The organism is Isoptericola halotolerans, assembly GCF_013149785.1.
In the GTDB taxonomy this organism is placed as follows: Bacteria; Actinomycetota; Actinomycetes; order Actinomycetales; family Cellulomonadaceae; genus Isoptericola; species Isoptericola halotolerans.
On sequence record NZ_JABEZU010000002.1, the window covers coordinates 506,595 to 527,162 of the forward strand.

Annotated in this window: 19 protein-coding genes; 15 read left to right on the forward strand and 4 right to left on the reverse strand. The window is 73.8% G+C overall.

Annotated elements, in window-relative coordinates:
- Window positions 1–64 precede the first annotated feature (64 nt).
- Genes HDG69_RS10045 through HDG69_RS19585 form a run of 3 tightly spaced genes read left to right on the forward strand, consistent with a single transcriptional unit; the run spans window position 65 to window position 3,566 of the window.
- Complete coding sequence (locus HDG69_RS10045) at window positions 65–1,096, forward strand: NAD-dependent epimerase/dehydratase family protein (protein WP_171783643.1); 1,032 nt, start codon at window positions 65–67, stop codon at window positions 1,094–1,096.
- Window positions 1,093–2,385, forward strand: a complete 1,293-nt coding sequence (locus HDG69_RS10050) for a class I SAM-dependent methyltransferase (protein WP_171783644.1) — start codon at window positions 1,093–1,095, stop codon at window positions 2,383–2,385. The genes HDG69_RS10045 and HDG69_RS10050 overlap by 4 nt, the downstream gene beginning before the upstream one ends.
- A complete protein-coding gene (locus tag HDG69_RS19585; RefSeq protein ID WP_171783645.1) occupies window positions 2,382–3,566 on the forward strand; it encodes a methyltransferase domain-containing protein in 1,185 nt (394 codons plus the stop codon). The genes HDG69_RS10050 and HDG69_RS19585 overlap by 4 nt, the downstream gene beginning before the upstream one ends.
- Here HDG69_RS19585 and HDG69_RS10060 read toward each other — a convergent pair.
- Window positions 3,553–4,104 (reverse strand): dTDP-4-dehydrorhamnose 3,5-epimerase family protein, encoded by a 552-nt coding sequence (locus HDG69_RS10060; RefSeq protein WP_171783646.1) that lies wholly within the window; start codon window positions 4,102–4,104, stop codon window positions 3,553–3,555. The two genes, HDG69_RS19585 and HDG69_RS10060, sit on opposite strands and share 14 nt — an antisense overlap.
- 159 nt (window positions 4,105–4,263) lie before the next feature.
- On the opposite strand from HDG69_RS10060, the gene HDG69_RS10065 reads away from it, so the two are divergent.
- Genes HDG69_RS10065 through HDG69_RS10085 form a run of 5 tightly spaced genes read left to right on the forward strand, consistent with a single transcriptional unit; the run spans window position 4,264 to window position 9,250 of the window.
- Window positions 4,264–5,685: a glutamate-1-semialdehyde 2,1-aminomutase gene (locus HDG69_RS10065; protein ID WP_216645447.1), complete on the forward strand. Its 1,422-nt coding sequence runs from the start codon at window positions 4,264–4,266 to the stop codon at window positions 5,683–5,685.
- Window positions 5,682–6,530, forward strand: coding sequence for a sugar phosphate nucleotidyltransferase (locus HDG69_RS10070; RefSeq protein WP_171783648.1), 849 nt, complete (start codon window positions 5,682–5,684; stop codon window positions 6,528–6,530). Before HDG69_RS10065 ends, HDG69_RS10070 begins: the two co-directional genes overlap by 4 nt.
- Window positions 6,520–7,713, forward strand: coding sequence for a polysaccharide pyruvyl transferase family protein (locus HDG69_RS10075; RefSeq protein WP_171783649.1), 1,194 nt, complete (start codon window positions 6,520–6,522; stop codon window positions 7,711–7,713). The genes HDG69_RS10070 and HDG69_RS10075 overlap by 11 nt, the downstream gene beginning before the upstream one ends.
- On the forward strand, window positions 7,710–8,345 hold the full coding sequence (locus HDG69_RS10080) for a PIG-L deacetylase family protein (protein WP_171783650.1): 636 nt from the start codon (window positions 7,710–7,712) through the stop codon (window positions 8,343–8,345). Before HDG69_RS10075 ends, HDG69_RS10080 begins: the two co-directional genes overlap by 4 nt.
- Entirely contained in the window at window positions 8,342–9,250 is a 909-nt protein-coding gene (locus HDG69_RS10085; RefSeq protein WP_171783651.1) for a glycosyltransferase, read from the forward strand. The genes HDG69_RS10080 and HDG69_RS10085 overlap by 4 nt, the downstream gene beginning before the upstream one ends.
- Here the strand turns inward: HDG69_RS10085 and HDG69_RS10090 are convergent.
- From HDG69_RS10090 to HDG69_RS10100, 3 genes are read right to left on the reverse strand one after another with little or no spacing between them, the layout of a single operon-like run.
- On the reverse strand, window positions 9,201–10,133 hold the full coding sequence (locus HDG69_RS10090; RefSeq protein WP_171783652.1) for a glycosyltransferase: 933 nt from the start codon (window positions 10,131–10,133) through the stop codon (window positions 9,201–9,203). The two genes, HDG69_RS10085 and HDG69_RS10090, sit on opposite strands and share 50 nt — an antisense overlap.
- Window positions 10,130–11,269: a glycosyltransferase gene (locus HDG69_RS19590; RefSeq protein ID WP_171783653.1), complete on the reverse strand. Its 1,140-nt coding sequence runs from the start codon at window positions 11,267–11,269 to the stop codon at window positions 10,130–10,132. The genes HDG69_RS10090 and HDG69_RS19590 overlap by 4 nt, the downstream gene beginning before the upstream one ends.
- Window positions 11,266–12,441 (reverse strand): glycosyltransferase, encoded by a 1,176-nt coding sequence (locus HDG69_RS10100; RefSeq protein WP_171783654.1) that lies wholly within the window; start codon window positions 12,439–12,441, stop codon window positions 11,266–11,268. The genes HDG69_RS19590 and HDG69_RS10100 overlap by 4 nt, the downstream gene beginning before the upstream one ends.
- A gap of 112 nt (window positions 12,442–12,553) precedes the next feature.
- On the opposite strand from HDG69_RS10100, the gene HDG69_RS10105 reads away from it, so the two are divergent.
- From HDG69_RS10105 to HDG69_RS10135, 7 genes are all read left to right on the forward strand, one after another.
- A complete protein-coding gene (locus HDG69_RS10105) occupies window positions 12,554–13,618 on the forward strand; it encodes a glycosyltransferase family 4 protein (protein ID WP_343036365.1) in 1,065 nt (354 codons plus the stop codon).
- Between the two features lie 61 nt (window positions 13,619–13,679).
- Window positions 13,680–14,894: an ABC transporter ATP-binding protein gene (locus HDG69_RS10110; RefSeq protein ID WP_216645448.1), complete on the forward strand. Its 1,215-nt coding sequence runs from the start codon at window positions 13,680–13,682 to the stop codon at window positions 14,892–14,894.
- A 1-nt stretch (window position 14,895) separates the two neighbouring features.
- Complete coding sequence (locus tag HDG69_RS10115) at window positions 14,896–15,723, forward strand: ABC transporter permease (RefSeq protein ID WP_171783656.1); 828 nt, start codon at window positions 14,896–14,898, stop codon at window positions 15,721–15,723.
- The gene (locus HDG69_RS10120; RefSeq protein ID WP_171783657.1) at window positions 15,723–16,580 is read left to right on the forward strand and encodes a glycosyltransferase family protein; all 858 of its coding nucleotides are present in this window, start codon (window positions 15,723–15,725) and stop codon (window positions 16,578–16,580) included. Before HDG69_RS10115 ends, HDG69_RS10120 begins: the two co-directional genes overlap by 1 nt.
- Window positions 16,573–17,556 carry a glycosyltransferase family 2 protein gene (locus HDG69_RS10125; RefSeq protein ID WP_171783658.1) on the forward strand — a complete coding sequence of 328 codons (984 nt, stop codon included), beginning with the start codon at window positions 16,573–16,575 and terminating at the stop codon, window positions 17,554–17,556. Before HDG69_RS10120 ends, HDG69_RS10125 begins: the two co-directional genes overlap by 8 nt.
- Window positions 17,557–17,668: 112 nt before the next feature.
- Window positions 17,669–19,114: a hypothetical protein gene (locus HDG69_RS18685; RefSeq protein ID WP_216645449.1), complete on the forward strand. Its 1,446-nt coding sequence runs from the start codon at window positions 17,669–17,671 to the stop codon at window positions 19,112–19,114.
- Window positions 19,111–20,556, forward strand: coding sequence for an apiosidase-like domain-containing protein (locus tag HDG69_RS10135; protein ID WP_171783659.1), 1,446 nt, complete (start codon window positions 19,111–19,113; stop codon window positions 20,554–20,556). Before HDG69_RS18685 ends, HDG69_RS10135 begins: the two co-directional genes overlap by 4 nt.
- Window positions 20,557–20,568: the final 12 nt, after the last annotated feature.

The following is a 20,568-nucleotide window of genomic DNA, read 5'->3' on the forward strand; positions in this document are numbered from 1 at the left end:
CGAGACGGCTTGCGCGTCCACCTCGGTCGCCGCGCGACGCCGCCACCACGACAGGGGAGGAACGATGCGGGTTCTCGTCGACGGAGACCGTGGTTACGTCGGAGCGGTCCTGGTGCCGTTCCTGCGCGCCGCGGGCCACGAGGTGGTCGGTCTCGACGCCGGCTGGTACGACGGCTGCGACTTCGGCCCCGCGGTGGGCGGCTACGAGCAGCGCACCGGTGACGTGCGCGACGTCCGGCCGCAGGACCTGGAGGGGTTCGACGCCGTGGTGCACCTCGCGGCGATCTCGAACGACCCGCTCGGTCACCTCAACCCGGACGCCACGTTCTCGGTCAACACCGACGGCGCGGTGCACGCGGCCCGCACGGCCCGTGCGGCGGGTGTCCCGCGGTTCCTCTTCTCCTCCTCCTGCTCGCTGTACGGGGCGGCCGGCGACGCGCCGGTCGACGAAGAGGCGGACTTCCACCCGGTGACCCCGTACGGCGAGTCCAAGGTGCGTGCCGAGCGGGGCATCTCCGCGCTCGCCGCCGACGACTTCTCGCCCACGTACCTGCGCAACGCCACGGCGTACGGGTCGTCGCCCCGGCTGCGCGCCGACATCGTCGTCAACAACCTCACCGGTGCGGCGTTCACCCGCGGGGAGGTGCGGTTGCAGTCGGACGGCAGCCCGTGGCGTCCGCTCGTGCACGTCGAGGACATCGCCCGGGCCTTTCTCGCAGCGCTCGAGGCACCGCGGGAGACGGTGCACGACCGCGCGTTCAACGTCGGCCGCGACGAGGACGTCGTGCAGATCCGCACGGTGGCCGAGCAGGTCAGCGCGATCACCGGTGCGCCGGTGACCTTCGCCCCGGGCGCCGGGAGCGACGCCCGCAACTACCGCGTCGACTTCTCCCGGATCACGAGCGAGCTGCCGGCGGCCGCTCCGCGGTGGACCGTGCCGGACGGCATCCAGGAGATCTGGGACCACGCCCGGCAGCGTGGTCTGACGCGACAGGACTTCGAGGGGCCGCGGTACGTCCGGCTGCGTCGGGTCCAGGAGCTGGCCGATGCCGGCGCTCTCGACCTCACGACCCTGCGGACGGCGGTGTCGGTATGACCGCGGACCCCGGGCTCGCCCTGGCGGACGCGGGTGCCGAGGCCGCGAGCGCACCGGCCTGTCGCCTGTGCGGCGAGCCGCTGCGGCGCACCTTCGTCGACCTCGGCATGTCACCGCTGTGCGAGACGTACCCGACCGCTGCGCAGGTGGACGGACCGGAGACCTTCTACCCGCTGCACGTGCTGGTGTGCGAGAGCTGCCTGCTGGTCCAGCTGCCGGCCTACGTGGCGGCCGAGGAGATCTTCGACGACTACGCCTACTTCTCGTCCTACTCCGACTCCTGGGTGCAGCACGCGCGACGTTTCGTCGACGACGCCGTCGACCGGCTCGGGCTGCAGCCCGAGCGATCCTTGGTGGTGGAGGTGGCCAGCAACGACGGCTACCTCCTGCAGCACGTGCTCGACCGGGGGATCCGGTGCCTGGGGATCGAGCCGTCGTCGAACGTCGCCGCCGCCGCGGTCCGGCGCGGTGTCCCCACGCAGGTCGACTTCCTCGGCGCGGACACGGGCCGGGCGGTCCGTGCCGCCCACGGTCCGGCCGACCTGGTCGTGGCGAACAACGTGTTCGCCCACGTGCCCGACATCGTCGACTTCGCCCACGGCCTGCGCGCGCTGGTCGCCGACGAGGGCCGGGTGAGCATCGAGATCCCGCACCTGCTCCGCCTCGTCGAGGGCAACGAGTACGACACCATCTACCACGAGCACTACAGCTACCTCTCGCTGCTCACGACGCAGCGGGTGCTCGCTGCCGCCGGGCTCACCGTGGTCGACGTCGAGGAGCTCGCCAGCCACGGTGGGTCCTTGCGCACGTGGTCCGCGCCGTCCGAGCGCGCGCCGGACCCGTCGGCGGCGCTCGCCGACGTCCTCGCCGCGGAGGCGGCCGCCGGGCTGCACACCGTGGCGGGCCACGCCGGGTTCGCCCGGCAGGTGGCCGCGGTCCGCGACGACGTGCTGCGCTTCCTCCTGGACGCGCGCCGGGAGGGTCGGCGCGTGGTCGCCTACGGGGCGCCCGGCAAGGGCAACACCCTGCTCAACCACTGCGGGGTGCGCGGCGACCTCGTCGAGTTCGCCGTGGACCGCAACCCCTACAAGCACGGCCGGTTCACCCCCGGCACCCACCTGCCGATCCGGCCACCGGAGGCCCTGGACGCGGCTCGTCCCGACTACGTGGTGATCATGCCGTGGAACCTGCGCCGCGAGATCTCCGCACAGCTCGCGCACGTGGCGTCGTGGGGCGGGCGGCTCGTGACGTTCCTGCCACGCCTCGACGTCTTCGAACCCGGCACGTGACCGACTCACCGCCCGCGGACGACCGCTCGCCCCGGGCGACCTGGAGCTGCCGCTGGTGCGCGGCACGGTCCGGCGAGGTGGTGCTCGACCTCGGCCGTCAGCCGGCCGCGGACCGGTTCCCGTCGGTCGGGGAGACCGAGCCGGACCCGCTGCACGAGCTGCGCATGGTGCTGTGCGGCCGCTGCGGGCTCGCCCAGCTCGAGGACGACCCGACCGGCGCCGAGGAGCCGCGGGGCGTCGAGCCGGTCGCGCTCGTGGAGCAGGCGCAGGACGCGGTCGCGGACCTGGTCGCCGCCGGCTGGGTCGCTGCGGGCTCGCGCGTCACCGAGTACGGCAGCCCGCACGGAGGTTCCTGGCTGGGACCCGTGGCGGCCGCCGTCCCTGCGGTGACGATCGTCGGCGACGGGGTCGCCGACCTGGTGATCGACTCGCTGGGCCTGATGCACGAGCCCGACGTCCGGGCGGCGTGGGACCGTCGCGTGGGTCGGCTGGCACCGGACGGCGTGCTGGCCCTGCACGTCCACCCGCTGTCGACCATCCTGCGGGACGGCACGTGGAACGCCCTGCGGCACGGCCACTACGCCTACTTCTCCCTCACCGTCCTGGTCGCGATGGCGCGCTCGTCAGGGCTCGTGCCGGTCGGGCTGTGGGACTACCCCCTGTACGGCGGTACCCAGGTCCTCACCCTGGCCCGTCACGGTTCCCGGCCGGCCGCTGCGGCGACCGCGGCGGAGCGGGTCGTCGCCGAGCTCACTCTCGACGTGAGGTCCGGTGTGTGCCGCGCGGAGGCGCTGCGCGACCTCGACCGGCACGTCGGTGCGTCGACGACGGCGTTGCGTGCGTGGCTCGACGCGCAGCCGGGCCCGGTGGTCGGGTACGGCGCCGCGTCGCGTGCCGTCGCGCTCCTCGCCGCGGCCGGGGTGACGTCGTCGGACGTGGAGGTCGTGGTGGACGCCTCGCCCGCCAAGCGGGGGCGGGCGATGCCGGGGCGGGCCGACGGCAGGGTGCCGATCGTCGGCCCGGAGGAGCTCGACCGGCTGCGGCCGGACCGGGTGCTGCTGCTCGTCCCTGATCTCCTGGACGAGGTCAGGCAGGCCTACCCGCAGGTGGAGCAGCACGGCGGGCGGTGGGTGGTCGCCGAACCCGAGCCTCGGGTCGTGCCGCCGCTCACCGGGAGCTGAGCCGGTCGACGAGCCGGGTCCACGAGCCCGCCGCGTCGTCGCGCGCGCTGACGACGGTCACCGGCTGCGGCCACTCGATCCCCAGGTGGGGGTCGAGGTGGTGGACCGCCACGTCCTCGGTCGGGTCGTGCTCGGCGTCGATGCGATAGCACACGTCCGACGTCTCGGTGAGCGTCTGGTGGCCGTGCAGGCAGCCTCGTGGCACGTGCAGCACCCGGAAGTCGACGTCGTCGAGCAGGAACGCCTCCCACCGTCCGAAGGTCGGCGAGCCCGGCCGGGCGTCGACCACGACGTCGTGGACGGCGCCGTGGGCCACCCGGACGAGCTTGGCCTCGCCGGACCCGGTCCGCCCGTGCAGCCCGCGCACCACGCCCCGGACAGAACGGGACTGGCTGTCCTGCACGAAGGACCGGGGGTCGAGGCCCGCCCGGGACGCGGTCTCGTCGTCGAACGTGCGGGTGAACAGACCGCGGTCGTCGCGGTGCGGCGTCGGCTCCAGGAGCAGCACCCCGGCCAGGGTCGTGGTCAGTACCTGCACGAGCCTCACGCTAGGCGAGCGCCGGGACGCCAGGGGGGTGAAATGCCCCGACGGACGGATGAAAAGCCGCCGCACGCCTTCAGCGAGGGGGCGTCGCGTCGGAGACTGGCCACGGGCGACCGGGTCGTGTCGCCCGTGGCCGTGCGGGAGGAGGGGACGATGTCCCAGCAGGTGCGCTTCGACGCCGGCGCAGCCGACGGCCCGCCCGACCAGCGGCTCGAGCGCTCGGTCGCCGCCCAGGCGCGCCTGCACGAGCTCGTCCCCGGGGGGGCCCACACGTACGCCCGTGCCTCCGACCAGTACCCGGAGGGTCTGGCGCCGGTCCTCGCGCGGGGCGCCGGCGCGCACGTCTGGGACGTGGACGGCAACGAGTACGTCGAGTACGGGATGGGTCTGCGCAGCGTCACCCTGGGCCACGGCTACCGCCCGGTGGTCGACGCGGTGACCACCGCGATCGCCGACGGCGTGAGCTTCTCGCGACCGAGCCGGTGGGAGCTCGACGCGGCCGAGGCCTTCTGCGCGCAGGTCCCCGGCGCGGAGATGGTCAAGTTCGCCAAGAACGGCTCGGACGCCACCACCGCCGCCGTGCGTCTCGCCCGGGCGGCGACCGGGCGGGACCTGGTGGCCGTGTGCACCGACCACCCGTTCTTCTCCACCGACGACTGGTTCATCGGCACCACCGCGATGGACGCCGGGATCCCGCGAGGGATCACCGACCTCACCGTCGGTTTCCGGTACGGCGACCTCGCGGGCACCGCCGAGCTCCTCGCCGCTCACCGCGGGGAGGTCGCCGCGCTCGTGCTGGAGGCCGCCACCGCCCACCAGGAGCCGCCGCCGGGCTACCTGGAAGGGCTGCGGGCGCTCTGCGACCGCGAGGGCGTGGTGCTGGTGTTCGACGAGATCATCACGGGGATGCGGTGGTCGTCGGGCGGGGCGCAGGCGGTCTACGGGGTCACCCCGGACCTGTCCACGTGGGGCAAGGCGATGGGCAACGGCTTCGCCGTCTCGGCGCTGGCGGGCCGGCGCGAGCTGATGGAGCTCGGCGGGCTCGCCACGGACGAGCGGAGGGTGTTCCTGCTGTCGACCACCCACGGGGCGGAGACCGCCGGCCTGGCGGCCTGGCTCGCGGTGCACCGTGAGTACGGCGCCCTCGACGTGCCGGCGGTGCTCGCCGAGCGCGGGCGTCGGCTGCGTGCCGGAGTCGAGCAGGTCGTGGGTGCCGCCGGACTGGCCGACCACGTGACGGTCTCCGGCCACCCGGCATGCCTCGTCTTCGGTACCCGGGACGGCTCGGGCGCGCCCTCTCAGCCGTTCCGCACGCTGTTCCTCGCCGAGCTGCTGCGCCGTGGCGTGCTGGCGCAGTCCTTCGTCGTCTCCGCCGCGCACACCGACACCGACCTCGACCGGACGGTGGACGCCGTCGCGGGCGCCCTGCCGACGTACGCGGCCGCCCTCGACGCCGGCAGCACCGACAAGTTCCTGGTCGGCCCCCCGGTGGCCCCCGCGCTGCGCGAGCGCGCCGCGCCCCGCCGGCTGCGGCACCGGCCCGAGCCCGTCCGACACCACGGAGGTGCGCGATGAAGGTCGTCCTGTTCTGCGGTGGCCTCGGCATGCGGATGCGGTCGGGCTCCGACTCGCTGCCCAAGCCGATGATGCCCATCGGCACCCGCCCGGTCCTGTGGCACATCATGAAGTACTACGCCCACTTCGGTCACACCGAGTTCATCCTGTGCCTGGGGCACGGCGCGAACGCGGTCAAGGACTACTTCCTCAACTACTCCGAGACACACTCGAACGACTTCGTGCTCACCAAGGGCGGCGAGCACGTCGAGCTGCTGTCGAGCGACATCAGCGAGTGGCGCATCACGTTCGTCGACACGGGCATGGACACGGCGATCGGTGAGCGGCTGCGCCGCGTGCGCCGCTACCTCGAGGACGACGACGTGTTCCTCGCCAACTACGGCGACGTGCTGACGGACGCCCCGATGAACCAGATCATCGACGACTTCGTCACGACCGACGCCGTGGGCACCCTGCTCGCGGTGCCTCCGCAGGACTCGTTCCACGTCGTGCGGTTCGACCCCGACGGCCGGATGCTGGACCTCGAACCCGTGGCCCGGATGAGCATGTGCATCAACGGCGGCTACTTCGTGCTGCGCCAGGGGATCTTCGACTACCTCGACGAGGGTGAGGACCTGGTGATGGACGCGTGCACCCGCGCCGCCCGCGACGGGAGGTTCAGGGTCCACCCGCACGCCGGGTTCTGGGCCCCGATGGACACGCTCAAGGAGCGCTCGGCGCTCGAGGAGATGAACCGGGTCGGTGACCGTCCGTGGGCGGTGTGGGACCGGGGTGCCCAGCACCGCGCGCGTCGCGTGCCGGAGGTCGCGGTGCCCGAGGTCGTGGGGCAGGTCCGTGGCGCCTGACGCCCCCGCGCCCCTGCGCCCGAGGGTGGCGCTCCTGGGCCAGTTCGGCATCGGCAACCTGGGCAACGAGGCGTCGCTCGACGCGATGCTCGACGTGCTCGGCGACGCCGACCTGGTCGTCCTCACCGAGGAGCCCGGCGCGGTCCTCGAGGCGCGGGGGCTGCCGGCCGTGGCGTTCACCGACCCCGGCGCCCGCCGCGGCGGCTGGCGAGGTGTGCTGGGCAAGGTCCGCGACCTGCGCTGGGCGTGGCGACGCGTCGGGGAGGTCGACGCGATCGTCGTCCCGGGGACCGGTCTGCTCGAGGGGTCGGCCGTCCGGGCGACCGCGGTGCCGCTGACGCTGGGCTGGTACGCCCTCGCCGCACGCTGCCGACGGCGTCCGCTGCACCTGCTGTCGGTCGGGGTGGACGACGGGGGGCACCGGCTGACGCGTGCGCTGTTCGGGTTCGTGCTGCGCGCGGCGACGACGGTCACCGTGCGCGACGACGGCTCGGCGGCGTGCGCCGAGCGACTCGGCCGCAGCCGCCCCCCGGTGGTCCCGGACCTGGTGCTCGCCGGGCAGGTGCAGGGGAGCGCCCGGTCCCACGGACCCTGGACGGTGGCGCTCGGGGTCATCGACACGCACGGCACCGGCACGATCGAGGCGGACTGGGACCGCGCCCGGTACCTCGCTGCGGTGGCCGAGCTGGTGCGACGGCTCGTCGTGGCCGGCGCACGGGTGCGCGTGGTGGGTGGCGCCGTGCTCGACGACCTGATCGCCGACGAGGTGGTGGCACGCGCCGGGCACGACGCCGTCGTCCGGGCACCTGCGGCCGACCTGGCCGAGCTCGACACCTGGTTCGCCGGCTGCCAGGTCGTCGTCGCGGCGCGGTACCACAACCTGGTGACGGCGGTCCGGGCAGGGGTCCCGCCCGTCTCGCTCGGGTACGCCCGCAAGCAGGACTGGTTGCTGGGCGACGTCGGCGCCCCTGCCCGGGCCCACGACGTCGCGGGCTTCGACCCGGCGCTCGTGGCGGACCAGGTGCTGCACCTGCTGTCCGACGGGGAGGCGTGGCAGGCGGCTCACGCCGACGCGACGGCCTGGGTGGACCAGGCCCGCCGGCTGCTCGCGGGACAGGCGTCGCGGCTGCGGGTCTCGCTGGGGCTGGTACCGGACGACGTGCCCCTGGAGGTGCGACCATGATGTCGTTGCTGCCCGCCACGGGCCCGCTGCACGTGGTCGCGCTGGCCGCGCACCCGGACGACCTCGAGATCGGGTGCGGCGGGACGCTGCTCCGGCTGGCCGCCCGCGTCGGGACGACGGCGTCGTTCCTCACCGTCACGGGGACTCCCGCGCGGTGCGAGGAGGCCCGTCGGGCCGCGGCCGAGGTGTGGCCCGGGTCGACGTCCACGTTCGTCGGGCTGCCGGACGGTCGCCTCCCGGAGCACTGGGGTGCGGTCAAGGCCGCCCTGCACACGCTGGCTGAGGTGACGGCCCCTCCCGACGTCGTCCTCGTCCCGCGGCGGGACGACGCCCATCAGGACCACCGTCTCCTCGGCGAGCTGGCTCCGACGGTCTGGCGGGACGCCCTGGTGCTGCACTACGAGATCCCGAAGTGGGACGGGGACCTGGGACGCCCCAGCCTCTACGTGCCGCTGCCCGAAGAGGTCGCCCACCGCAAGCTCGAGATCCTCGAGGAGTGCTACGGGTCCCAGAGCGGGCACGACTGGTGGGACCGGGAGACCTTCGGTGGTCTGATGCGGCTGCGGGGCATCGAGTGCCGGGCGCGGTACGCCGAGGCCTTCTTCGTGACGAAGGCGGTGCTCGCCCTGTGAGGCGACCGGTGGTGACCGTCGGCGTGCCGGTCTGGAACGGTGAGCGCTACCTCGCCGAGGCGCTCACGGCCCTGCGGGACCAGGACCTCGCAGACGTCCAGGTCGTCGTCTCCGACAACGGCTCGACCGACGACACGCTGGAGATCGCCCGGTCGTTCGCCGCCACGGACGACCGGTTCACCGTCCTGCACAGCGACACCAACAGGGGGGTCACGTGGAACTTCAACCGCGTGCTGGCGGCCGCGCAGGCTCCGCTGTTCATGTGGAACGCCGCGGACGACGTGGTCCGGCCGGGGCACCTCGCGCAGTGCCGTGCCGCCCTGGACCGGCATCCCGAGGCGACCATCGCCTTCTCCCGGGTGGTGCTGATCGGGGCCGACGGCGAACGCCTCGGTGAGCGGGACGACGTCGACCTGGACTTCCTCGGGGTGGGACCGCCGGAGCGTCTGCACCGGTTCTTCGTGCGTCAGGCGTACCAGGTGATCGGCTACGGCGGCGTCATCAGGACCGAGGTGCTGCGGTCGATGGGCGGCCACCCGGACTTCTACGGCGGGGACATGGCGCTCGCGGTGCGGATGGCGTTGCGCGCGCCGTGGGTGCAGGTGCCCGAGCAGCTGTACTGGGCGCGCAACCACGAGGAGCAGACCAACAAGCTGCAGGCGGCCGACCCGGTGCGCCAGACCCGCGCCTACCGCTCGCACCGGCGCGAGATCGCGTTCCCGCAGTGGTACCTCAACCACCGCCTGCTGACCGAGGCGGCGACCGCGCCGCTCGGCGTCCGCGACCGGGCGCGCGCGGTGCGCGTCGTGCTGCGGGACTGGACGGTCGAGAACTGGCGGTTCTTCCCCTACGACGTCAAGCGGAACGTGCAGCGGGTCGCGCGCGGGGCCGGGCGACGCGCCTGATCACCGCCTGCAGGGGAGCGCGGGGGGCGAAACGGAGCGCCCAGAAGATCTCGGCCCCTGTCGCACGGAGGTCACCGTCCCTGAGCGCGGCGCGTGCGGCGCGCCCGGCGGACCAGGCGGCGTAGCGGTCGTTCGCCGCCTGGGCCTCGACGAGCGCGTCGTGCAGCTCAGGTCGCGTCGTCGCGCCGCCGGACCGCAACCGCCGTGCGAGGACGTCCCGGATCGCCGCGGCGAGCTCGCGGTGTCGTCGGGTCGCGTTGTCCGGGTGCCGCCGGTACGCGACCAGCGAGCGGTCGCCGACCATGGCGACCCGGCCGTGGTCGGCCAGCCGGAGCACCAGGTCCAGGTCCTCGGCCAGCCGGAGCGACCCGTCGAAGCCGCCGACGGCCCGGAAGGCCTCGGCACGGACGACGGTGTTGGGCAGCAGGATGCCGGTCCGACGCCGGTAGACGTCGGCGGTCGTGGCGACCGGGACCTGGTCCGCGGGGTTGATGACGCGACCGCAGGCGTCGACGGAGTCCATGGGGCAGTAGGTGAGGGAGAGCGTCGGGTCGGCCTGCATCGCCCGGGCGTGCCGCTCCAGCCGGTCCGGGTCCCACGTGTCGTCGTCGTCCAGGAACGCCAGCAAGGTCCCCCGGGCCTGTGCGGCACCGATGTTGCGGGCCTCGGCCGGTCCACGGCCTGCGGTCCGGACCACTCGTGCGGCGAGCGGGGCCACCGGCAGGTCGCGCGCCTCGAAGGGGAGCGGACCGCCGTCGTCGACCACCACCAGCTCGATGTCCCGCAAGGTCTGCGCGCACACGGAGGCGAGCGCTTCGGCCAGGTACGGGTTGTCCGGCCCGCGGTTGGTCGCGACCACCACCGACACGGCCGGGACGGTCACGGCGTCCTCCGGGCGGGTTCGAGCACCGCGGCCAGCTCGGACGCGACCACGGACCAGTCCCGTGCCTCGGCGTGCGAGCGAGCCTTCCGCCGGGCCGTGGCGAGTGCCACGGGGTCGTCCGCGAGGTGTCCGAGGGCTGAGGCCAGGGCGGCCGTGTCACCCGGCGCCACGAGGGTGCCGGCGTCGGCCACGGTCTCGGGGATACCGCCCACGTCCGAGGCGACGAGGGCCGCGCCGGCGGCCATCCCCTCCAGCACGGTGAGGGGGCACGGGTCGGGCCAGACGGACGGGACGACGACGACGTCGGCCGACGCCAGCAGCCCGGGGACCTCGGTGCGCGGCACGAAGGGGCGGACGGTCGCCCGTCCTCCGAGGCGACCCGCGGTCGCGCGGAGCCGGCGCTCGTACGGGGTCAGCGGGTCGGTCGCGGAGAAGCCGGCGCTGCCCACGACGGTCACGTGGACGTCGTCGCGGTCGAGGGTCTCGACCGCGTCGAGCAGGACGGCGGGGCCCTTGTCCGGGATGGTCCGGCCGACGAAGACGATGCGCAGCTCCTGCACCCTGTCGGGGAAGCCGGGCCCCGGCCTGAACAGGTCGGTGTCGACGCCGTTGCGCACCACGTGGACACGTTCGCGCAGCGAGTGGGGGAGGCGGGCGGTGGTGCGCTCGGCGAGGTGGTCGCTCACGCACACGATCGCGGACACCTCGCCGAGCGCCCGCCCGGCCTCGCGCCGCGTGTAGGTGCGCAGCAGGTCGTTGTGCGCGTAGAGCACGGGCTGGTGCTGCGCGTGGACGAGGGCCACCGCCTGGGGTGCGTTGTGGAGCACCACGGTCGCGGGTTCCCAACTGTCCTGACCGGCGAGGGCTGCGGCCCAGGTGCGGCGTGCGGCCCGCGGCAGCCCGAGGGGTGCCCGGACCGCGTCGAGGCGGCGTTCCCAGCGTCCTGGGCCGGGCGCCGGCGTGTACTCGATCGCCTCGGCGTCGTCGTACCGGTCGGCGTAGGTCCCCCGGGCGACGACGACGGCCGGAGGGCTCGCGGTGGCGGCGTTGAGGCCGTGCACGACGGTCGGGACGGCGCTGCCCGTGCGCGGTGAGTAGTGGTCGCCGGGCGTCAGGACGTGCACATACCGGCTCACGTCGCGGCCTCGTGCGTCTCGACGGTGGTCAGGACGTCGCGGTACACCTGCTCGACCCGGTCCGTGACGGCCGTCCAGGTGTGCGCGACCGCTGTCCGGTGGCCGGCCGCCGCGAGACGCTGCCGCGAGCCCGGCTCCGTGACGTCGCCGAGGGCCGTGGCGAACCGGTCGGTGTCCTCCGGGTCGACGAGCAGCCCGTTGACCCCGTCCTGCACCAGCTCCGGTACCCCACCGCGGCGGGTCGCCAGCACCGGCACCCCGGCCCGCATCGCCTCGAGCACCACGATGCCGAACGCCTCGGCGCGGCTCGGCACGACCAGTGCCTCGGCCCGGTCCATGACGGCGACGACGGCGCCGCGGTCCAGCGACCCCGTCCAGTGCGTCCGGGACGCCACCCCCAGGTGGTGCGCCAGCTCCTGGACGGCGGCACGCTCGGGACCGTCGCCGCCGCAGACGAGGTGCAGGTCGTCGGCGAGGTCGCCGGCACCGGCTGCGCGGGCGTAGGCGCGCACGAGCAGGTCGAAGCCCTTGACGCGGTCGACGCGCCCGAGCGCGAGGAGGTAGCGCTGCGGGAGCCCCGGGGGCGGCGGGCCCGAGGGCTCGTCGAGCTCGACGCCGTTGCCCACCACGACGACGCGCCGCGGGTCGTGGCCGAACCGGGCGAGGTCCGCGGCGGCGTGACGGGAGCAGGCCGTGACCGCCGCTGCCCGGGCCAGAGAGGTACGCAGCGCGCGTCGCTGCAGCGCCGAGGTGTCGAACACGGCGTCGGCGTCACCCTGGGTCTCCCCGTGGACACCGACCACGAGCGGCCGACGGCGGGCCGCCGCGAGGGCCGTCGCCCAGGGTCCGTTCGGCCCGTAGCACTGGACGTGGAGCAGGTCCGGCGCGTCGTCGCGGGCTGCTCGGGCCCAGGCACGCCAGGCAGCGGGGAGGGCCGTGGCGAACCGGCCGACGCCGCCGAGCGACCGCGTGGGCAGCGGTGCCGGCAGGTAGCGCACACGGACATCGGGGACGGCGCTCTCGACCCCGGAGGTGTCGTCGCCCCGGTCGACCGACCAGACGGCGACGCGATGACCCCGCCGGCTCAGCTCGACGGCCAGTCGCCGGACGTGCTCCTCGACCCCGCCGGGACGGGGCCAGAACGAGCTCGTGACGAGGGCGATGGAGGCCACCTCGTGATCGTAGGGACACAGCCTGCCCCGCGACCGGACGGGGCGCGGATCTCACCCGCTCCACGGCGGATCTCACCCGCCCGTCCCTGCCTGGGCGGACCACAATGTGCCTGTGGAGCCCGTCCTGACCCTGGCCTCGTTCGCCTCCGCGCTGCCCATGGGACCGCAGGCGTACGAGGAGAACGTCGCTCGCCGTGCCCAGGCAGCCGTGGGCGACGCCGTGCGCGTGCGCCGCGCGCTCGTGCGGACCCTGCGCTCCGACCTGCCCGGTACGGCGCGTCTGCCCGGCGCGGTGCTCCGTGGGACGGTGCCGGGCTCACGCCGGGCCGCCGGGCGCTGGCTGTACCGCGGCGCCGCCGTCGTGCACCGGATGGGGCTGTCGATGCCGCCCGCCCCGGTGCCGGAGGTGGTCACGGTGCACGACACCGTGGCCTGGCGGTACCCCGACGAGGCCGCCCCGGAGCCCTACGCCGCCGAGGAGACCCGTCGGGCCGAGGCGGTCATCGCCGTCTCGCAGTTCTCCGCGGACGACATCGCCGAACGGTTCGGGCTCGACCGGGTGCACGTGGTGCACAACGGTGTCGACGCGCAGTACTTCGACGTCGCGCCGGCGGCGCCGGCCGACCTCGCGGCAGCAGGTGTCCGCGGCAGGTACGTGCTGCACGCCGGCGGCGCGACGGCACGCAAGAACCTCGAGGGTCTGGCCGACGCCTGGCCGAGCGTCCGGGCTGCCGTCCCGGACGTCCGGCTGGTCATGTGCGGACCGCCGGCGGCCCGCAGGGACCGCCTCTTCGGCGCGCTCGACGGCGTCGTGCGGCTGGGTCGCGTCCCCGACGGCGTCCTGCCCGGTCTCATGGCGGCGGCGGATGCCGTCGTGGTGCCGTCGCTGCACGAGGGGTTCGGCCTGCCCGCGCTGGAGGCGATGGCGTGCGGCGTCCCGGTCGTCGCGGCCGACCGCGCCGCGCTGCCGGAGGTGTGCGGAGGGGCCGCCTGGCTGGTGGAGCCGGACGGACCCGGCCTGGCCGACGGGCTGGTGCACGTGCTGGAGGGCGGCGCAGGGGTCGCCGACCGGGTGGCCGCGGGCCGGGACCGGGCGGCGACGTTCACCTGGGAGGCCAGCGCGGCAGGGCACGCCCGCGTCTGGCGGTCGCTCCTCGGCCATGCCGTGCCCGGGTGAAACCCGCACTTCACCCGGGCGAGACATGGGCTCGCACCAGCGCGCGCAATACGCTCCAAACGTGTCCGCCTCCCGCTCTGCCGTCTCCGTCCGCGGACTCGGCAAGACGTACCGCATCGGCCGTTCCGGCCACCGTCCGACGACGGTGGTCGAGGCCGTCGCCGCGCGCCTGCGGAGCCCGTGGGCCAAGTCCCGCTTCACCGAGTTCGACGCGCTCACCGGCGTCGACCTCGACGTGCCGTGGGGGGAGGCGCTCGGCATCGTCGGGCGCAACGGGGCCGGCAAGTCGACGCTGCTGAAGCTGCTCACCCGGGTCACCGCACCGACCCGGGGTCGTATCGAGCTCGCGGGTCGGATGGGCAGCCTGCTGGAGGTCGGGACAGGGTTCTCCGGCGAGCTGACCGGCCGGGAGAACATCTATCTGAACGGTGCCATCCTCGGCATGAGCCGCCGGGAGATCCGCTCGTCGTTCGACGAGATCGTGGCCTTCTCCGGGGTCGAGAAGTTCCTCGACACCCCGGTGAAGCGCTACTCCTCGGGGATGTACGTGCGACTGGCCTTCTCCGTCGCGGCGCACCTGCGCACCGAGATCCTGGCCATCGACGAGGTGCTGGCGGTGGGTGACGCGGAGTTCCAGCGCAAGTCGCTCGCCAAGATGCGCGACGTCGCCAAGGACGGCCGCACCGTCCTGTACGTCAGTCACCTGGTGCCGACGGTGACGGCGCTGTGCACGAGCGCCGTCTACCTCGACAAGGGGCGGCTCACGTACTCCGGGTCGGTGGACGGGGCTCTGGACGTGTACCGCCGCAGCTTCGCGCAGTTCGCCGCCGACCAGCAGGACCCCGACAGGCGGCCTGGTACGGGGCAGCTGCGGGCCGGGTCGGTCGTGCCCGAGTCCGACGTCTTCGACCCTGCCGAGACGAAGCGGTTCGTGCTCGGGGTCGGCTCGAGCCCCGACCTCGTCGGCTCGTACTTCGTCTCGGTGCACGTGAACGACGCCTCCGGTGCCGTCGTCGCCCAGTGCGACTCGCGCGCCGTGGGCGGGTGGTACGAGCCCAGCAAGGAGCAGGAGATCCAGCTCACGCTGCGTGCGCCGTGGCTCAAGCCCGGCCGCTACACCGTCGACGCCTTCGTCTGCCAGGCCGGCGTGCTCGACGCCTGGGAGGGCGCGGCCACCTTCGAGGTGCTGCCCGCCACTCCCTATCCGGAGATGACGCTCGACGAGGCGACGGCTCAGGCCGTCGTCCTCGCGGACTACGACTTCCAGGGACGCTGAGATGGCCACCGTCGTGATCACCCCGCCCGGACGGCTCGGCCTTCCCCGCTGGCGCGAGCTGTGGGCGGCGCGCGAGGTGATGTACCGCTTCGGCCTGCGCGACGTGCTGCTGAGGTACCGGCAGACCGCCGTCGGCGTGGCGTGGGTCGTGATCCAGCCTCTCCTCGGAGCGGGGATCTTCGCCCTGGTCTTCGGCGCCGTCGCCGGGCTGCCGACCAACGGGGTCCCGTACTTCCTGTTCAGCTTCATGGGGATGCTCGCCTGGAACCTCTTCAGCCAGACCATCGCGCGGTCCTCGGCGTCGCTCGTGGCGAACCAGGCACTGGTGGCCAAGGTGTTCTTCCCCCGGCTGCTGGTGCCGTTGTCCAGCTCGCTCGGGGTCCTGCTCGACTACGCGGTCGCCCTGGCCCTCGGTGCGCTGCTGCTCGTGGTGTACGGCGTGAACCCGGGCTGGGCGGTCCTGCTGCTGCCGGTGTGGACGCTCCTGCTGCTGCTCTTCGCGCTCGGCATCGGCATCGCCGCGTCGGCCGTGCAGGTGAAGTACCGCGACGTCGGCTACGTGATGCCGTGGCTGCTGCAGATGGGTCTCTACGCGACACCGGTGGCCTACTCGGTCGAGGCGACCCAGGACCTGCCGCCCGCCGCCCAGTGGCTCTTCCAGGCCAACCCGTTGACCTGGTTCCTGGAGGCCTACCGCTGGTCGCTCCTCGGTCAGCAGGTGCCACCCACGTGGCAGATCGTCGGCATGGTGGTCTCGAGCCTGCTCGTGCTGCTGGGCGGGATCCTCGTCTTCCAGCGGTACGAACGACAGTTCGCGGACGTGATCTGATGAGGATCCACGCCTACGTGCTGGCCGCGGACCCGCACTTCCTGGCCGCGAGCCTGCGCTCGTACTACGACCGTGTCGACCGGGTGGTCGTGTCCTACGACCGCAGCTCCACCTCGTGGACCGGCACCTCGCTGCCCGTCGACGAGTGCCTGCGGATCATCAAGGCGGTCGACGTCGACGGCAAGTGCGTCCTGGCCCCGGGTGACTTCTGGAACCCGGACGCCGAGCCGATCGCCAACGACACCGCGCAGCGCCAGACGGCTCTCGACCAGGCCGGCGACGGCGCCGACTGGGTGCTCCAGCTCGACACCGACGAGATCATGCCTGCCCCGGGCACCTTCCTCGCCATGGTGGACGAGGCGGAGGACGTCGGAGCCGACGCGCTGGAGTACCCGGCCCGCTGGCTGTACTCGCGGGTGGGTGACGCGCCCGGCGGTGGCCGGTACCTCGAGGCCTCCACCCGGTTCTGGCGGCCCGCTGCCAGCTTTCCCGGTCCCCTCGCGGTGCGTCCCGGGGTCACGCTCGACTGCGCCCGGCAGTCGTCGGCCGCGGTGCACTTCCGCGTGGACCTGCGGCCCTGGCACACCGACCGCGTCCAGGCGTACGAGCGACCGGTGCATGCCGTGATCCCGGTGAGCGACGCCGTCGTGCACTACTCGTGGGTGCGCCCGGACGAGCAGATGCGCCGCAAGTTCGGATGGTCGGGCCACGCCGCCGCGTACTCGCAGCCTGCCGTCTACGCGAAGTGGGTGGCACGGACCCGGCGCCCCTGGCGTGCCGTCCTGGCGACGCCGGTGCGCCGGCACCCGGCCTGGTTGCGGCTGTCCGTCATCGCCCCGGAGGCCGAGGATGTCTGAGCCGGGAGCCGGTGGGCTGTCCGTGAGCGTGGTGGTGCCGACGTACCGCCGGCCCGACTACGTCCGCGAGTGTCTGCGACACCTGGAGCTCCTGCGGACGTCGCCGCGCGAGGTGCTGGTCGTGGACGCCTCGCCGGACGAGCTGACGCGCGACGTCGTCGCGGAGTTCGCCGGAGCCTCCTACCTGCGCAACGACCTCGGGCCGAGCACCACACCCGAGTCACGTGACATCGGCCTGCGTGCGGCCACGGGAGACGTCGTGGCCTTCGTCGACGACGACGCCTACGTCGACGCGGACTGGCTCGACGAGCTGGTCGCCTGCTACGCCGACGCGCGCGTCGCCGGTGTCGGGGGCCGCATCGTCAACGGTCAGCCCGGCGAGGACCGGGACGGGCTGGACCGGATCGGTCGGCTGCTTCCCGACGGGCGTCTGCTGGGCCACTTCACGGCAGACCCTGGCCGCACCATCGGCGTCGACCACCTGCTCGGGGCCAACATGTCGTTCCGACGCAGCGCGCTGCTGGAGGTCGGTGGCGTCCACGGGCAGTACCCCGGTCCGTGCGTGTGCGAGGAGACCGACATCTCCTTGCGCCAGCGTGCGCGGGGCCGACGACTCGTCTTCAACCCTCGTGCGGTGGTCCGCCACGTGTCCGCGCCGTACGCGATCAAGGGTGACCGCTTCGACCGGCGCTGGCACTTCTACGCCCGCCGCAACCAGCAGGCGATGTACCTGCGGGTGTTCGGCCCACGGTCCGTCTACCCGGGCAGGTTGGCGGGCACGCTCCTGCGCGAGCTGAGGATGCGGTGCGCCTGGACGGTGCGGGCGGTCGGTGGCCGGGTGCCGGGCCTCGACCGCCGGGCGCGGTTGCGGGCGCCGGCCGTGATCCTGCGTTCGGCGATCGAGCTGACCGGCCTGGCCGTGGGGACGGGTGCCGGGCTGTGGGAGCGGCGAGCCGAGCGGAGGTCCGCCCGATGACGTCGGCCGGACCGCGATTCACCCGGTGGCGCTCTGTCCAGCGTCTCGCCGGGCTCCTACCGTTGCGAGAAGGGGGCGCGGTTCGACGCTGCCCCGACCCGGGGAGGGTGTCATGAGACTTCAGAACCCACGGCTGGCGCGAAGGCTGGGCGCGCTCCTGTTGTCCGTGACCGTCGCCCTCGGCATCGGTGCGACGGCGTCTGTGCCGGCTGCCGCGACGTCGACGACCTGGTCGGGGAGCTCCAGCACGCTGTCGTTGACCTGTACCGGCTCCCCGTGCCCCTGGGGCGCCTCGCTCTCCGGGCAGGCCGTCGCCTGGCCGAGCGAGCTCGGCGGGAGCACCGCCAGGCTCGGCTACACCGCGAGCGCGCCGGCCTACCTGCCGGCCGCGGTGGCGAACGGGTTGACCGTGAAGGCCGTCACCGGTCAGCTGCAGCTCACCGCCGGTGCACCCGACGCGACCACGCACCGTTCGTACAGCCTGGGGGCCGGCCAGTCCGTCCAGGTGACCGGCCTGGCAGCCGGAGAGGTGCTCGCGGTCCAGAGCTCGGTGGCCTTCACCTGGGAGGTGACGGGAACGGTGGCAGGCACGCCGAGCCCGTCGCCGTCGCCGAGCCCGTCGCCGTCGCCGAGCCCGTCGCCGTCGCCGAGCCCGAGCCCGTCGCCGTCGCCGAGCCCGTCGCCGAGCCCGAGCCCTGCGCCCGGTGGGTGGGAAGGACCGGCCACGGCGGCGTCTCTCGTCTGTGACACCTCGCAGTGCGCGTGGGGGCCGTCGCTCGCCGGCTACGGGCTGGTCTGGCCCGAGAGCCTGGGCGCCGGACCGGCCGGCCAGAGCGGTTACACGGCCACGCACCCCGTCTATCTGGACGGGGCGGTCGCCGAGGGCCTGTCGGTCACCGTGACCAGCGGCAGCGCGTCGATCTACGCCGGTCCGCCGGGTGGCGCCCACACCGTGCGCGCCACGTTGTCGGCCGGCACCACCCGGCTCATCACGGGGGTGCAGAGCGGTGACGTGGTCAGCGTGCAGAGCCTGACCGCGTTCGCGTACGTGCTGGCGTCGGGTGCCGAGGTGCCCGGAGACCCGATCGACCCGGGCGACCCCGGTCCGGGCGATCCCACGCCGACCGAGCCGTGCACGGACGTCAGCACCTGCGACGTCGTCACCGCGACCGCGTCGTCCTGGGAGTGCAACGTCTCCGACTGCTCGGGCGACCCCTGGTCGGGCTCCGCGATCTCCTGGCCGCAGGGCACCGCCTACCCCGACAACGGCCGGGCGGGCAACGCCTCGCGGACCGCCTTCGGTCCCGACGGGCAACCGATCTACCCGTACATGGGCGACTGGGCCGACGGCTGCCAGCTCGAGGTCGTCTGGGGGGCGGTGCTCGTGGTGGAGTGGCAGCGCGGGACCAACGTCTGGCGTGAGACGTTGCTGGCGCCGGGCGACACGCACACCATCGCGCTGGTCGGCGACGAGGACGGCGCGCTCGTCGAGGGTCACCCGAGCGGGTTCGGCGTCAGGCTGGGCGACTGCGCGCCGCAACCCCTGCCGTCGTCATGAGCCGGGCGGCCCGGGAGGAGGCGTGGGCACGATCCTCCGTCCCGCGCCCCCTGCCTGCGGCGTTGAGCCGGCGCGACTTCCTCGGTCTCGCCGGCGCGGCCTCCGGCCTGCTCCTGCTCTCGGCCTGCAGCGGCGGTGCCGAGCCGATGCTGCCGGAGGCGGCGGTCGACCGGTGGACGCAGAAGCCGGGTGCGCTCGTGGCGGGAGTCTCTGCGGACGGCCGCGCACTGGTGGACGACGACGGCGATCCCGTCCTGGTCCTGGCGGACACCGTGTGGAGCATGACCGGGGTCTACACCAGCGCGGAGGTGGCCACCTACTTCGCGACCCGGCGGGAGCAGGGCTTCAACGGGGTGCAGATCTCCTCGTTGCCGTTCCACATCGACGGCGAGAACCGGGTCGAAGGGTGCGTCGACGGACAGCAGGCGTTCGTCGACGGGGACGTCACGCGCTTCGACGAGGGCTACTGGCGGCGGTTGGACGAGGTCCTGGAGACCGCGGCGGCGCACGGGACCACGGTGCTGCTCGGTGCGATGGGTCCGTTGGTCGCCTACGGCATCGGAGACCTCGACCAGTGCCACGAGTTCGGGCGGCTGCTCGGCGAACGGTACGGGGGCCGCCCGGGCATCATCTGGTTGTTCGGCGTCGACTACGGCAGCGACCTGTGGGACGACCTCGACCCGCACCTCCTCGCGTGCCTGGACGGGATCCGCGCAGCAGGTGACGAGCACCCCGCCACGATCCAGTACCACAACAACTCCTCGCTCTCCTCGGACAACCCCCGGTGGGTGGGCCGCACGGACGTCGAGGCCGCGTACAGCTACGCGCCGACCTACGCCGTCGTGCGCAAGGGCTACGAGCTCGCCGCAGGCCCGGTCGTCCTCGTCGAGTCGAACTACGAGGACGAGAACAACACGCAGGGTCCCGACACCACCGACGAGTCGATCCGCCGTCAGGCGTTGTGGACCTACACCAGCGGGGGTGTCTACGTCGCCTACGGCCGGCGCGACGTGTGGAGCTCCCAGGGCGACTACCTGGACGCCCTGACGTCGACGGCCGTGACACAGCTCGGCATGATCCGTGCCCGGCTGGAGACGCTCGACTGGCCGGCGCTGGTCCCCGACCTCGACGGCTCCGTGCTCGTGGAGGGCGCGGGCGAGGACGTGCAGCACGGTTCCCAGCTCGACGGCACGGCCGACGTCCTGGAGTCCGACCTGGCGACGTGCGCGGCCGCCCCGGACGGATCGCTCACCGTCGTCTACGTGCCGTCGGCCCGGCCGGTCCGGCTGGCCCCGGGGTTCGCCACCGGCGCGGCGCAGTGGTGGGACCCGACGACGGGGGAGTCGCACGAGGCGCGGCTCGACGGCTCCGGGATGTACGTCCCTCCGGACGACCGGCACGCGGACCGGGCGACGGACTGGTTGCTCGTCGTCGAGGCCTGACGGCCGGGGCGT

Excerpts from the sequence above, each read along its gene's own strand:
- HDG69_RS10045 (WP_171783643.1), top strand. The coding sequence starts at position 65 with ATGCGGGTTCTCGTCGACGGAGACCGTGGTTACGTCGGAGCGGTCCTG.
- HDG69_RS10050 (WP_171783644.1), top strand. The coding sequence starts at position 1,093 with ATGACCGCGGACCCCGGGCTCGCCCTGGCGGACGCGGGTGCCGAGGCC.
- HDG69_RS10065 (WP_216645447.1), top strand. The coding sequence starts at position 4,264 with ATGTCCCAGCAGGTGCGCTTCGACGCCGGCGCAGCCGACGGCCCGCCC.
- HDG69_RS10070 (WP_171783648.1), top strand. The coding sequence starts at position 5,682 with ATGAAGGTCGTCCTGTTCTGCGGTGGCCTCGGCATGCGGATGCGGTCG.
- HDG69_RS10080 (WP_171783650.1), top strand. The coding sequence starts at position 7,710 with ATGATGTCGTTGCTGCCCGCCACGGGCCCGCTGCACGTGGTCGCGCTG.
- HDG69_RS10115 (WP_171783656.1), top strand. The coding sequence starts at position 14,896 with ATGGCCACCGTCGTGATCACCCCGCCCGGACGGCTCGGCCTTCCCCGC.
- HDG69_RS10120 (WP_171783657.1), top strand. The coding sequence starts at position 15,723 with ATGAGGATCCACGCCTACGTGCTGGCCGCGGACCCGCACTTCCTGGCC.
- HDG69_RS10125 (WP_171783658.1), top strand. The coding sequence starts at position 16,573 with ATGTCTGAGCCGGGAGCCGGTGGGCTGTCCGTGAGCGTGGTGGTGCCG.
- HDG69_RS18685 (WP_216645449.1), top strand. The coding sequence starts at position 17,669 with ATGAGACTTCAGAACCCACGGCTGGCGCGAAGGCTGGGCGCGCTCCTG.
- HDG69_RS10135 (WP_171783659.1), top strand. The coding sequence starts at position 19,111 with ATGAGCCGGGCGGCCCGGGAGGAGGCGTGGGCACGATCCTCCGTCCCG.